Here is a 15513-nt window from a genome sequence, read left to right as displayed (position 1 = left end):
GAATCGCTTAATTTTCAATCATGCATGCTATTGAACTAAACTTCCGAATACATGGCGAATGACAAGAATGCATTAAAGCTATGGAAACTAGATAATCCTCTTCTAAAGGAAATGTATGAAACCACCAACCGTTAATAAAGCCATTAGTATCATCAACTGAGGAAAACTGAAGTTTTTTTAACGGATAAGAAAATCCTCTTCCATCTGCTTTTATGATAGCCTCCTTTTTAGTCCAAAGCTTAAAAAATGAGTAAATCATTTCCTCCTTCGTCGAGTAGGACTGAATGTGTTTAATTTCTTCTATAGAAAATACCTCATCCATTACATCTAAGTAATCCTTTCTCACAAATTCAACATCCAACCCGACAGGACTTGTATCAGAAAGGATGACCATAACCAAATCTTCTGAGTGTGAAATGTTAAAATGAATATCCTCATACTCTTCTAGGAATGGTTTGCCATAGGGATTTTTCGCTAATTTTAGAATCTCAATATCTAAACCCATTTCTAACTTCAGCGCTAACTTTAATAGTGCTCTACCAACAACATATTCTTTCAATCTTTTCACGCTGTATTTCCCAATGATTCCCCTATCTTCTTCACTTAAATTAGTATGATAATATCGAAAAAATTCTTGGTCTGATATCTCAGAAAGCGGGATATAGTAGATTTTCGGTTGATTCATCTTGAGCTTCCCTTAAACCTTTTCTGTATCATTTTCAAAAATCATTTTCTCTAACATCGGAGAGAGTTGATGAATGGTTGGATAGTCAAAAATCATCCGAATGCTTACACTTTGTTCTAATACACTTCGAATTCTTGACATAACCTTAGTCGCAAGTAACGAATGACCACCAATTTCAAAGAAATTGTCATGAACCCCAATTCGGTTATTCTCTAATATTTCACTCCAAATTTCTACTAGAATTCTTTCCATTATGCTCTGCGGGGCAACATAATCACTTAAGTCCATATCTACACTGGCTGGTTCAGGCAATTGGAGCCGATCTACTTTCCCGTTAGACGTTAAGGGTAATTTTTCCATTTTTATGAATATGGATGGAATCATATAGTCAGGTAACATATTACTTAAAGCGTCTCTAACCTCCTTTTTAGACACATCTCCTAAAGGAGTATAGTAACTTACAATTTTCGATTCTTCCTGTTCTGTTTTCTTTAGCAAAACTACACACTCTTTAACCAAACCGGTTTGACGTAAGGACTCCTCTATTTCACCTAATTCAATTCGATAACCCCTTAATTTAATCTGATAATCTCCTCTACCAATATAGTCAACATTTCCATCTGGTAAGTATCTTACAATATCTCCGGTTTTATATAATTTCGATTCAGGGTCTGTACTAAACGGATTTTTCACAAAATTCTTCTCAGTTAAGCTTGGCTGTTTCCAATATCCTATAGCTAATCCGTCTCCTCCAATAAATAGTTCTCCAGGCACACCTATTGGCACAGGATTCATATTTGAATCTAAAACATATACTTGTGTATTGGATATTGGCTTTCCAATTGGAAATATCTCTACATTTTGGATGCTACCGGAGGCAATACTATATGTAAGAGCAAAAGTCGTACTCTCCGTTGGGCCATAGGCATTTAAAATCTTCTTAGGCGGACCGTAGGTTAATACACGGTTTATCATCTTTGGACTACATGCATCACCGCCAACTAATAAGTATTTCATACCAGAAAATGCCGTTGGTTCTTCTTGAGCAACTTTATTGAAAAGAGCTACGGTAATAAACATTGAGGAGATGTTATGTTCCTTTAGCCATTTACTAAATTTTTGGGAGGAAAGAATCAATTCTTTCTCAGCAATGATTAGCTTAGCTCCATTTAATAATGCTCCCCAAGCTTCAAATGTAATGGCATCAAATGCGGCACTTGAAATTTGGGCAATATGGTCATTAGGTAAAATCTTAATATAATTAGGATTCTTAACTAGCCTAATCACACTTTTGTTCTGAATAGCTACACCCTTGGGTTTCCCAGTCGAACCAGATGTGTAGATCATATAGGCAAGGTGATCTGGATGACTTTCTAGGTTCGGATTATTTTGGTCCCATTCATCAACCGTGTCTTTATTATTGTTTAAGATAACTAGACAATTTTCGTATTCTTTCATTTTCTCTATATATTGAGAACTTGTTATAATTGCAGTTGGTTCCCCATCATCTAAAATTGCTTTTATCCTTTGCTGCGGCAATCCAGCATCAAATGGCAAATAGAAACTGCCTGCCTTTAGAACCGCTAGGAAAGCGACTAGTAATTCAGGGGTTCTTTCAAGACAAACTGCTACCGGTTTGTCTTGATTCACACCTTTTTTAATTAACTTGTGTGCTAGTCTATTTGCTTGTATATTCAATTCTCGATAGGTCATCTTATGTCCCAGATATTCGATTGCGATAGCATTAGGTGTCTTTTCAACCTGTTCTTCGAAATACTTGTGGACAGATCCTTCTAAACAGTTGGGTTCATCACTATTAGTCAGAAGGAATAAATCCATTTCTTCTTTAGTTAAAATTGGAATATCTGTGATCTGTTGCGATAGATCCTTTACAATCTCTGTAATTAAATTGACTAGGTGCTTACACATTCTCACAACTGTACTTCGCTTGAATAAATCAGAATTATACTGAAATTCACCTAGGAAACGGTCATCATCTTCCTGCATAAACAACGCCAGGTCAAATTTAGCCGTCTTATTCTCTAATTCAAGCATTTCCACCTCTAAATCTTTTAACTGGATATCTGCCTGTATAGTATTTTGTAAGGAGAATAATACTTGAAATATAGGTGATACACTTGAACTACGTTCCGGACTTAATTTCTCTACTAACTTTTCAAACGGAACATCCTGATTTGAATAAGCCTCAAGGCAAACATTTTTTACTTGATTTACATAGTCTCTAAAGCTTGGCTTCTCACTTAAGTCTGTACGAATAACTAATGTATTAATAAAAAATCCAATCAGTTCTTCAATTTCCTCATGATTTCTTCCAGCAACCGGAGTACCAACCAATATATCTTCATTACCAGTATAGCGATAAAGTAGAACTTTGTAGGCTGCTAGAAGAGCCATGTTATGAGTGATTCCCTCTTTTTTACAAATTTGTTTTAACTGGCTCGAAACTTCCTTAGGGAGTTCGAATGAAACACTATTTCCATTAAATGTTTGTTTAGAAGGTCGCGGATAATCTGTCGGCAATTCAAGGATTGGTAGCTTCCCTCCTAGCTTCGACGACCAATAACGTATCTGGTCATCTATTCCCCCTTCATCAAACTGAGCTCCCTGCCAATTAGAGTAGTCCCAATATTGGCAAATAAGATCAGGCAAGTTAGTTACATTCTTTTCTTTATAGCCATTATAGTAATGACTAAATTCCTTTATAAATAGTTGTTGGGACCATCCATCAAAAATAATATGATGCATATTTACGAATAGAAAGGATTCTGAATCAGTGCATTCAAGTAGCTTTGCCGTAAATAACGGGCCTTTGTTCAGATCAAATGGAAAATTAGTATTTTCCTCTATATATTGGAGAATAAGTCCTTCTTCTTTGGACTTTTCTTTAAATGAAGTCACCTCTAGGTGGAATTTAAAGTTCTCAAGTACTCCAACTGTAGGCTTCTCTCCATCAACAATAAAGGATTTCAATACTTGATGGCGGTTTATGATTTCTCTAAAGGCAAAACTTATTGCCTCTTTGTCTACTTTTCCCTTTAGCTTTATGCAGAAGGGAACATTGTAGATTGCTTTATTATCTAGATATTTGTCTAAAAACCACAAACGCTGTTGCGAGAATGATAAAGTTTTTTCTTCCCATGGTTCTAGCTTAATAATTTTATTACTATCTTCCATTTCATCTTCTAGCATTCTTTTCAGTAAGTCCTGCTTTGCATTAGACAATTTATCTAAAGTAATACTCATTTTTATTCCCCCCTATTTAATAAGAAGATTCTCCGCCTCATCCTCAGACATCATTTCAAGTTTTTTATAGATTTCTATTTCAATATAATTTGCTATTTCCTCTACTGTAGACATTTCAAATAATACTTTCAGAGGAATTTTCACCTTAAATTTCCTCTGTAAACGCGAGATTACCTGAGTTGCAATAAGGGAGTGTCCTCCTAGTTCAAAGAAGTTATCCTTTACACTGATTTTTTTAAGGTTTAATACCTCTTTCCAAATTCTCGCTACATTTTTTTCCACTAAAGTTCTTGGTTCATTTTGCTTGTCATCTGCTTCTACTAATTTCGGTATAGGTAATGCTTTATAGTCAATCTTCCCATTTGCATTAAGTGGGAAAGTGTCAACGACTTCTATTTTGTATGGAACCATATACGGCGGTAAGGCTTTCTTTAAGAAATCAATCAATTCCTTATTCTCAATGTGGTTATCTGAAATAATATAGGCCACTAAATGTTTTTCATCTTTAATTTCCTTAACAGTTACCACTACTTCCTTAACATCAGGAAACTTTCTTATACTTGCTTCAATTTCACTAGTTTCAACTCGATACCCTCTAACCTTGACTTGGTTGTCTTTCCTACCGATGAACTCCAAATTTCCATCTGATAGGTATCGAGCCAAGTCCCCTGTTTTATAAAGTCTTTCATTTTTGTTAAATGGATTGATAACAAATCTTTCAGAAGTTAAATCCTGACGGTTATAATATCCACTCGCTACCGCTGATCCGCCAATATACATCTCTCCTGCAACGCCTTGAGGAACAAATTGCATATGTTCATCAAATAAATAAATATTGACATGCGGGAAAGGTTTGCCTATAGGTACAATTTCAGTAGTTAGCTTTGTCTCATCATTTAAAACAAAATAGGTATTATCAATTGTCGCTTCTGTTACCCCATAGGAATTAATAAAATTCACATTTCTATTGAAGAATTTCTTTATCTCTTCAAAGTCCTTTACATACCACGTATCGGCACCTGAAACGACTACTTTTAAATCCTTCAAAACCTTTCCAGTGTCTTTCATATATGTGACAAGATGCTTTAATAGAGCAGGTACAAATTCCGCAAAATCAATTTTTTCATCTGCTAGCACTCTGTATAATTCCTCGGGATGTATAATTGTATCCTTTGAACAAAGGATTAGTCTTCCACCTGAACATAATGCTCGAAGCATATCTTGAATAAAAACATCAAAAGCAATACTAGCCAACTGAATGAAATTTGATAGTTCACTCGTCTTATAGGCATCTAAGTATGACGGAAAGGACTTTGCTAGATTTCGGTTAGTAATAGTTACCCCTTTTGGCTTTCCGGTCGTACCAGATGTAAAGATAATATAGGCAAGATGTTCTGGATTCCTGTCATACTCCGACGGTTGACTTGATTGTGAAAGAATGTCTCCCCATATCGAATCCACACTCAATAAGTCCACAGACGTATTTAACTTACTCATCCATTTATCTTCTGTAAAGATTGCCTTCAAACTTACATTATTTACAATGTAATGAATCCTGTCGTTTGGATGCTGTGGATCTAATGGAACAAATACATGCCCTGCTTTCATGATTCCAATAATAATTGGGATCACGGTAAGATTTTTATTCATACAAACACCTATTGTGGATTGAGTTTCATACCCTTTTTTCACTAGGAAATTCGCTACCTGATCAGAATATTGGGATAACTCTCTATAGGTAATAGACTCCCCTTCAAATGAAATGGCTTCCTTGTCAGGAGTTAAGCGAGCCGTTTGATCAATCCTATCGTAAAAGTATTCAATACTTTTATCTTCGATAGCATCCGCTCTCTCATTTACATAATTTTCAAATTCTGCCTCATCTAATATTGGTAGTTGATAAATACTAGTGTCCGGGTTCTTCACTATACCTGCTAATAGGTTTACTAAATGGGTGCTAAATTGCTGAATTGTATTCTCTCTAAACAAATCAGTATTATACTGTAGCTCAAGCATAATCGAACGCTGATTATCACTGACATTTAGAGATAAATCAAATTTTGAAACCTTGTTCTCTATCTCTAATGAAACGAATTGATTCCCTAATAGAAACTGCTCTGATTCATCCATGGAATGGTGAGAGAACATAACCTGGAAAATTGGACTATGGGTTAAATTCCTTTCTGGTTGTAGTTCTTCCACCAGTTTTTCAAATGGCACATCTTGATGTGAGTAGGCTTCTAGGCAATTCTCTCTTACTTGTTTTAACAACTCTAGAAAAGTTGGACTTTCTCCCAGTTCTGTCCGGATAACAACCGTATTGACAAAGAAACCAATTAAAGACTCTAATTCTTTCTGGTTTCTTCCCGCTACAGGAGTTCCAACGAGGATATCTTTTTGACCTGTATAGCGATATAACAAGACCTTAAATGCCGAAAGTAAAGTCATATACAATGTAGCGTTTTCTTGTTGGCTAAATGATCTCAGTTGCAGTGCTAAATCCTCAGGGATAGTCAGTGTGATACTCTTTCCATTAGATGTTTGTTCCGGTGGCCTAGGGTAATCAATTGGGAGCTCAAGTATAGGTAGTTCACCGGCTAATTTTTTGCGCCAATAATTTAACTGGTGATTTACATTCTCACCTGCCATCAACTCTTTTTGCCACTGGGAATAGTCTGAATACTGAATATCAAGATTTGATAAAGTAGTTTCTTTCTCCTGTTGCAATAATAAGTAATGGTCATTGATTTCCTTAAGGAGGATGTCTGCTGACCAACCATCAAATATGATGTGATGGATAACAAATAATAAAGTATGATCTGTTTCTGACATTTTAATAAGATATGCGCGAAATAATGGCCCTTTAGATAACTCAAAAGGTTCCCATGACTTCTCACTAATAAGATTGGTTAATTCCTGAAATTGCTCTACTTCTGATTCATTTTCAAGGTTAATAATAGTGTAATAGTTATCCACTTGATTTTGGATGATTTGGTATGGTTCACCATTTTCAGCTTTAAAAATCGTACGTAAACTATCATGTCGGTTCAACACAGCGTTTAAGCTCTTCTCAAAATTTCCGTAATGAAGGTTTCCAGAGATTCGAAAGGCAAACGGAATATTGTAGGAGCCATTCTCCGAATCCATTTGATTTAGAAACCATAATCTTTTCTGCGAAAAAGAAAGTGGATATTTTTGGTCTTTATTTTTTTTCACTGTGATTGGTTCCTTATCCTCTGTCTGATCACTCTTCATTAATTCTGAAGACATTTCAGAAATTGTTGGAAACTCAAAGATTAAACGTAAAGGGATTTGCTTCCCAACAGTATCCGCTACTCTTGAAATGACCTGTGTTGCTAAAAGAGAATGACCGCCTATTTCAAAAAAACTGTCATGGATGCCAATCCTTTCAAGACTTAAAACCTCTTGCCATATATTCGTCAACATTTCTTCCACTGCATTTCGTGGAGCTACATATTCTCCCATTTCAAAGTCTTTCTCTGTTGGCTTAGGTAGGCTTTGACGGTCTACCTTACCATTAGACGTAAGTGGAAGATTGTCTAATTCAATAAAAATAGAAGGTATCATATAATCAGGTAATTTATCACTTAATTCCTTCCTTAGCTCACTTTTAAGAAGAGAGCCATCAGTTGTATAATAGCTGATTAATTTCTTATCGCCGTCTCCATTTTCTTTTAAAAGTAAAACAGCATCTTTGACTTTTGGGTTTTGGCGGATGCTTTCTTCAATATCACCTAATTCAATTCGAAATCCACGGAGCTTTACTTGATGATCTGCTCTTCCAATAAAGTCAAGATTTCCATCATCTAAAAACTTGACGATATCCCCAGTTTTGTAGAGTTTTGCCTCTTCAACCTGACTAAATGGATGCTCAATGAATTTTTCCTTTGTTAAATCAGGACGATTCCAGTAGCCTGCTGCTAGGCCATCACCGCCAATATACAGCTCCCCTGGAACCCCTATTGGCACTCTATTCAACTGTTTATCTAATACATATACTTCTGTGTTATTGATTGGTTTACCAATTGGTATCGTGTCACTTTCTTTCTCCGTTAAATGTCGACATACTTTATTCATAACATAGTTCAATGTTATAGCTGTATTTTCACTTGGTCCATACGAATTAAGAAGCCTTTTCGGAGCACCATGATTCAAGACTTGGCCTACCCATTTAGGACTACAAGCTTCTCCCCCCACTAAAACATTTTCCACATCTGAAAATGCAGTCGGTGCTTCCTGTGCCACTTTGTTAAACAATGCGGCTGGAATTGCTAGTGTTGTAATCTGTTTTGATTTTAACCAATTACTAAATTTCTGTGGGGATAGTATCGTATCCTTATCGGCCATAATCAATTTCGCTCCATTCAATAAAGCTCCCCATATCTCAAAGGATGTGACATCGAAGGAGATACTTAGAATTTGAGCGATATTAGACTCGGGCTTTATATCTATATAATTTGTATCTTTTACAAGCCTGATGACTCCCTTATTTTGTATAGCTACCCCCTTTGGCTTACCGGTTGATCCAGATGTATAGGTGATATAAGCTAAATCTAGTTTTTCACTTTTAATATTAGGATTACTCTTTTCCTCTTTCTTTACTGCTTCTTTAATGTCACTTAGACATATTACATTATTTTGATCACCCCAAAGCTTATCTTTATGACTGACCTCTGTGATAATCGCATTTGGACTACTATCTTCTAAAATGTCCTTTATTCGATTAGCTGGCAATGTAGGGTCTAATGGCAAGTAAAAACTTCCTGCTTTAAGTACTCCTAATATGGCTATCATCAGATCAGGTGTTCTCTCAAGACAAACCACAACAGGTTTTTGTTTATTCACACCAAGTTTCATTAAATAATGCGCTAGTTGATTGGCCTTTGAATTTAATTCAGAATAACTTAATTGAGTTTCCTCATGTTCGAGCGCAATAGCATGAGGATTATTTTTGACCTGCATCTCAAATAGTTGTTTTATGGAACCGTCCAATTGATTGGGTTCCGAGCTATTTACCTGCTGGAACAATTCATTTTCCTCACTCGTTAGGATAGGAAAGTCTGCAATTGACTTGGAAGGTTCTTCGATAACTGCTGTTACTAAATTCAAGAAGTGTTGTCCCATTCTTTGTACCGTACTCTTCTTAAATAAATCTGTATTATATTGCAACTCCCCAACGAAACTGGCGCCCTTCTCATGCATGATGAGTGAAAGGTCGAATTTAGATGTTTTGTTCTCATTCTCTAAAAGTTCAATAGCCACATCTTCCATTTTAATGTTTGTCTCTATCTTATTTTGTAAAGAAAACATGACCTGGAAAATTGGGGCTGCACTTGAACTTCTTTCAGGGTTTAATTTTTCAACTAGATGTTCAAATGGAATATCCTGATTTGAATAGGCTTCTAAACAAACATCCTTCACCTGATTTAAATAGTCTATAAAACTAGGATTTTGACTAAGGTCCGTGCGAATGACTAATGTATTTACAAAGAACCCAATTAAATCCTCAATCTCTTCTTGGTTTCTTCCAGCAATTGGCGTTCCAATTAAAATATCGTGTTCACCTGTATAACGGTATAGCAATACTTTATATGCCGCTAGTAAAGCCATATTAGGTGTTACATTTTCCTCCTGACACCACTTTCTCAGCTTTATGCATAATTCTTCAGGAATTTCAACTTTAACACTACTCCCATTAAAGGTTTGTTTCGGTGGCCTTGGATAGTCTGTTGGTAGTTCTAAAACAGGAAGTTTTCCTCCTAGCTTTGTAGACCAATATTGAAGTTGATCATCTGCATTCCCTTCTTCTAACCACGATTGCTGCCAGTAAGAATAATCAGAATATTGAATCTCTAAATCTGGTAATTCAATTTTAGTAGACTGGAGCTTAGCACGATAAATTTCAACTAATTCATACATAAATTTATTAAATGACCAGCGATCAAAAATCATATGATGGATATTTACAAAAAATCTATATTGCTGGTCATTAATCCGCAATAGATAAAAATGATAAAGATTCTTGGATGTTAAATCGAATGTATTATCCTGAAGTTCATCCATAAACTGTTGAATTTTTTCTTCTTCACTTTCACCGTCCAGCGATTCTAGTTCGACTAATTCAAAATTTAATTTTTTTAGAGGATAAACTACTTGCTTATAATCAGAACCTTCTTGTTTAAAAAAGGTCCTGAATATTTCATGTCTCTGAATAATTACTTCCAGGCTTTCTTCAAACTTAGAAATATTCAATTCTCCATACATATTAAATGAAAAAGATATGTTATAAGCATTTAAATCCACGTCATAAGATTGAAGAAACCATAACCTTTTTTGACTGTAAGACATAGGAGCTTCCAAAAGTGTCTCTGTTTCTTTTGTGGTAACCTCATCTTTTAATAATTGATTTCCATTCATGTTTTCCACCTCTTATATGTTCTTTCTTCTAGGTACCCTTTTCATTTTCGTTATTTTTCGATTAGTTGGTGTCATTTTTTCTAACTGCATTGATAGCTGTCGAATCGTTGGATATTTGAATAAATAAAGTAAAGGTACTTCTAAATCTAGGTTTCTTCTTATTTTAGAAATAATTTGAGTTGCTAACAAAGAGTGTCCTCCAACCTCGAAGAAATTATCGTTTACACTTATATTCTCTTTGTCTAAAAGTTCATTCCAAATATTTAATATCTTTTCTTCTGTATCGTTTTTAGCAGGTTCTACTGAATGATTTAAATTACTTCTAACCGTCACTTCATGGAGCCTTTTTCTATCAACCTTTCCGTTTGGTGTTTTAGGAAGGGAATGGATTATATTTAAATAAGCAGGGACCATATAATCAGGACAGTTATTCCTTAAATAGGTAAACACTTCTACCAAATTCAATTCTTGCCCCTCGTTAGGTAAGATATAGCCTTCCAAATATTTTTCTTGCTGCTTATTTTCCTTTACAAGTACACTAGCTGTATGAACAGCTGGGTGTGTAACAATGATTCTTTCTACCTCATCCATCTCAATCCTGAAGCCTCTAATCTTTGTTTGTCGATCGATTCTTCCTTTTAGTTCAATATTCCCGTTAGGAAGATATAGACCTACATCACCCGTTTTGTATAAGGGCATATCATCGTCGGAATACGGATTAGAAATAAAGCTTTGCTCAGTCTGAACCGGATTATTATAGTATCCTTTTGTAATTCCCACTCCACCAATATAAATTTCCCCTAACACACCTGTTGGAACAGGCTGAAGATGCTTGTCTAATATGAAAACAAACATGTTATCAATCGGTTTCCCGACGTCATACGTAAAGGATGGTTGTTTATCCATATACTTAAAAGTAGTTGTGAGCGTACATTCTGTTGGGCCATATAAATTAACTAATTTTGTATGGATAAATCTATTCAGTACTATCTTAATGGTTTGGTTATTTAATACTTCGCCACTTGAAAAAATCAATCTAACAGATTCATAGTTAAGCCCCTTCTCCATGGCTGAACTTGCTAACACTTTTAGCATAGAAGGAACCGTACTTAGCAAGCAGGTGACTTTATTAGTATCAATAAGAGATAAGAGATGATCATGATCCTTAACTTTTTCATCCTCTACTAGGATAATTTTTGCTCCAGCTGTTAACGGTCCAATCAAGTCTCGTAAAAATCCATCAACAGACAAGGATGCTAATTGTAAAACCACATCCTTTGGATTAATACCAAATTTTTGCTTCATAAAGGTTAAGTAATTCGTTACCCCTATATGTCGGTTAACAATGGCTTTCGGATCCCCTGTCGAGCCCGACGTATAAATAATGTAAGCACTATTATTAGGGTCCACCTCAAATTGACAATTACTTTCTGTTTCAAGGTAATTTTCTTCATCTACTACAATTGTTTCACCACTAAAAATACTTTCTGCATCTAATACATATTGTTTGGCTGTTAGAATAGCCTCCGGCTTAGAATGGTTTACCATATATTCCTGCCTGCTTTTAGGATAATTTACATCTATCGGCAATAGACAAGCTCCTGACCTAAGAACAGCCAAAATTGAAATCACAACATCAATTGATTTCCCGCAATATACACCAACAATGGAATTCTTTTGGATTCCCTTTTTTTCAATTAAGTATTGTGCTAATTTATTTGCTTTTTGTTCTAGTTCCTTGTAGCTAATTGATTCGTTTTTAAATTGAAGTGCCACCGCTTCAGGTGTAAACTTAACCTGATCCTCAAATAAAGTATAAATACTCTTTAGATCTGAGAAACCTTTAGAATTAGATGCCATTTCTACGAAATTTTGTTTTTCCCTTTTTGATAGAATGGGAATATAATCTATTTGCATTTCTGGATTTATCGATACTGTATCTAGTAAGTTTAGAAAGTGGTCCAAAAACTGTTCTATTTTTCTTTGTTTATAAATAGCTGTCTTATATTGAATCTCTCCGACGATTCTATTACCCTGATCCTCAATAAAAAGTGTCAGATCAAACTTTGTATGCTCTTTAGAAACTACAATTTCTTCTTTTCCTATATAAAAAGAATTTCTATTTGATTGGTCTTTATTATGATAAATAAACATTGCTTGAAAAATAGGATTGTGGCTTAAGTTCCTTTCTGGTTGTATTTCTTCTACTAACTTTTCAAAAGGAACCTCCTGGTTGGCGTAAGCCGCAAGACAAGCCTGTTTTACTTGATTTAGATATTTTTCAAAGGTTTGGTTTTGCTTTAACTCCGTTCGAATGACGATTGTATTTACAAAAAAACCAATTAGTCTTTCAATTTCTTCTCTATTTCTACCACCAACTGGGGTACCAATTAATATGTCCTTTTGCCCGGTATAACGATATAGCAAAGCTTTAAATGCAGCCAAAAAGGTCATATACAAGGTGGTGTTTTCCTTTTGACTCAATTCCTTCAATTGAATGGACAATTTCTCCGGTAATTCAAATGTAATACTGTTTCCTTTTGTCGTTTGTTCTAATGGTCGAGGATAATCAGTCGGTATCTCAAGTACTGGTAACTCCCCTTTTAACTTTTCTCTCCAGTAAGCTTTTTGCTTTTTTATACTTTCTCTATCTATCCAGCTTTGCTGCCAATCGGAAAAATCTGAATATTGGACCCTTAACTCAGGTAATTTAGCTGACTGGCCGTTTTCTAATGAAGAATAAATTGCATTTAGCTCTTCTAAAAATAATTTTTCTGACCATCCATCAAATGCAATATGATGTACAACTAATAGAAGAACATGAGAAGTAGCAGAAGTTTTTATAACCTTTGCTCGAAGCATTGGCCCTTTCTCTAAATCAAAAGGAACCCACGATTCTTTCTTAAGAATATTTGTTAATTCGCTTTCTTTGGAGGAAAGGTCTGCTATATTAATAACCTCAATACTTGTATAGGATTCAGTCTGAACCACTTGTATAGCTTCACCATTTTCTTCCTTGAATGTCGTACGCAAACTTTCATGCCTTTCCATTACTTTGTTAAGACTTTTTTCTAAATGTTCATAGTTTAAGGGCCCTGTTATTTGATAGGCGAATGGGATATTATAAGCTACATTTTCAGGTTCCAGTTGATGGAGAAACCACAATCTTTTTTGTGCTAATGAGAGTGGGGAGCGTCCATCTGATTTCTGTTTTTTCACAATCAAATCGCTATCATTAATTTGTTCACATTCTAATAGATGTTTTGCCAACTTCGCTATTGTAGGAGACTCGAATAATTCTTGGATTGTAATTCTCTTTTTTAGTTTCTTAAATATTCTAGAAATAACTTGTGTAGCTAGGAGGGAATGTCCCCCTAGTTCAAAGAAATGATCATAAATACCAATTTTCTCGATATCTAATACATCTTCCCAAATGCTCGCTAAAGTTTCCTCAAGATCATTCCTTGGGGAGACATATTCTCCTAGCCCCAAGTCCTGCTTTTTTGGTGCCGGAAGTTTTGCCCGATCAATTTTCCCATTAGAAGTAAGTGGAAATTTATCCATTTCAATAAAGACAGATGGAATCATATAATTCGGTAATTTCTTACTTAAGTCTGTTTTTATTTCCCTTTTAGAAATGCTTTCTTCTGTGGTGTAATAACAAACTAATTTCTTATCATTATTTTTCGCTTCTTTAAGTAAAACGACTGATTCCTTGATTACTTTATTTTGTCGAAGTATTTCTTCAATTTCTCCTAATTCTATTCGAAATCCACGCAGTTTTATTTGGAAATCAGAACGACCAATAAATTCAATATTGCCATCAGGTAAATATTTAACGATATCCCCTGTTTTATAAAGCTTTGAATCTTTTTCTGCACTAAAAGGATGATCAATGAATTTTTCCTTTGTTAAATCAGGGCGATCCCAATACCCTATCGCCAGACCATCCCCACCAATATACAATTCGCCAGTTTCCCCTACTTTAACAGGCTTCCTATCCTTCCCAAGTACAAAAGCCTCTGTTTTTGTAATAGGTTTTCCAATTGGAATGGTATCTGAGTGTGTAAATTCTTTTGAATCATTTACACAATAACTTAAGGCAAAGGTTGTACATTCGGTTGGTCCGTACACATGAAATAACTTTTCAGGTGCCCCTTTTTCCATCACTTGTTGTACCCATTTTTTATTACAAGCCTCTCCTCCAAATAATAAATTTTTCAATTGTGAAAAGGCAGTTGGTTGCTCCTCGGCCACTTTATTAAAGAGAGCAGTTGTAATAAACATTGTTTTGATCTCATTCGCTTTAAGCCAATCACTTAGTTTATTTGGAGATAGGATGAGTTCTTGCTCTGCGATTACTAGCCTTGCCCCATTAAGCAATGCCCCCCAAACCTCAAATGTAATCGCATCAAATGAGGCATTGGACACCTGAGCAACATTTTCATGTGCAAGGATATTTACATAGTTTGTGTTTTTCACCAACCTGATTATCCCTTTCTGCTTAATCGGAACCCCTTTAGGTTTTCCTGTAGATCCTGAAGTATAGATAAGATACGCTAAGCTATCTAAGGAAGGTCTCGGAAGCTCCACAAGATTTTGAAATTCTCTTTTTGTTCGCAAATCTGTAATATTGACATCCTTCAAATCCCCAGTTTCAAAGTCTATCGATGTATCAGAGCTGCTAATCAGTAATTTTACTTTTGAGTTTTGTATAATGTATTGAATTCGTTCCTTTGGATTTGTTGGATCAATTGGAAGATATGCTGCTCCTGCTTTGAGCACACCTAGCCAAGTAACAAACAAATCAATTGAACGGTTCATTAATGTACCAACGACTGCCCCTGCCTTTACACCTAAATCAATTAATCGACAGGCAACAATGGTAGATTGTTCATCTAATTCCCTGTAAGTAATTTTTTCTTTGCTTGATTCACATGCAATAGCATGTGGATGTTGAATAACCTGCTCTTTAAATATCGTTATAAGGGATTGCGGCCCTTTTGAACTAGCATGGTCTTTATTATTGACAGTTTGAATCGTTTGATTGGTTAATGTCACAACAATACCTCCATAATGAACTGTTTTATCTTTTCTAAGATAGATTAAGGTAAGGTATCACTACT

The 15513-nt window shown here is 35.2% G+C and carries 4 protein-coding genes; all 4 read right to left on the bottom strand.

Annotation, left to right across the window (positions count from 1 at the left end):
• Nucleotides 1-7 precede the first annotated feature (7 nt).
• From ACFSUL_RS01560 to ACFSUL_RS01545, 4 genes are read right to left on the bottom strand one after another with little or no spacing between them, the layout of a single operon-like run.
• On the bottom strand, nucleotides 8-685 hold the full coding sequence (locus tag ACFSUL_RS01560) for a 4'-phosphopantetheinyl transferase family protein (RefSeq protein WP_377932058.1): 678 nt from the start codon (nucleotides 683-685) through the stop codon (nucleotides 8-10).
• Nucleotides 686-697: 12 nt separating this feature from the next.
• A complete protein-coding gene (locus ACFSUL_RS01555; RefSeq protein WP_377932056.1) occupies nucleotides 698-3949 on the bottom strand; it encodes a non-ribosomal peptide synthetase in 3252 nt (1083 codons plus the stop codon).
• 12 nt (nucleotides 3950-3961) lie between these two features.
• Nucleotides 3962-10387, bottom strand: a complete 6426-nt coding sequence (locus ACFSUL_RS01550; RefSeq protein WP_377932054.1) for an amino acid adenylation domain-containing protein — start codon at nucleotides 10385-10387, stop codon at nucleotides 3962-3964.
• 12 nt (nucleotides 10388-10399) lie between these two features.
• Entirely contained in the window at nucleotides 10400-15448 is a 5049-nt protein-coding gene (locus ACFSUL_RS01545; protein ID WP_377932052.1) for an amino acid adenylation domain-containing protein, read from the bottom strand.
• Nucleotides 15449-15513: the final 65 nt, after the last annotated feature.

Source organism: Bacillus seohaeanensis (assembly GCF_042684945.1).
Taxonomy (GTDB): Bacteria; Bacillota; Bacilli; order Bacillales; family Bacillaceae_B; genus Rossellomorea; species Rossellomorea seohaeanensis.
This window is presented reverse-complemented; position numbering and strand designations above follow the sequence as displayed.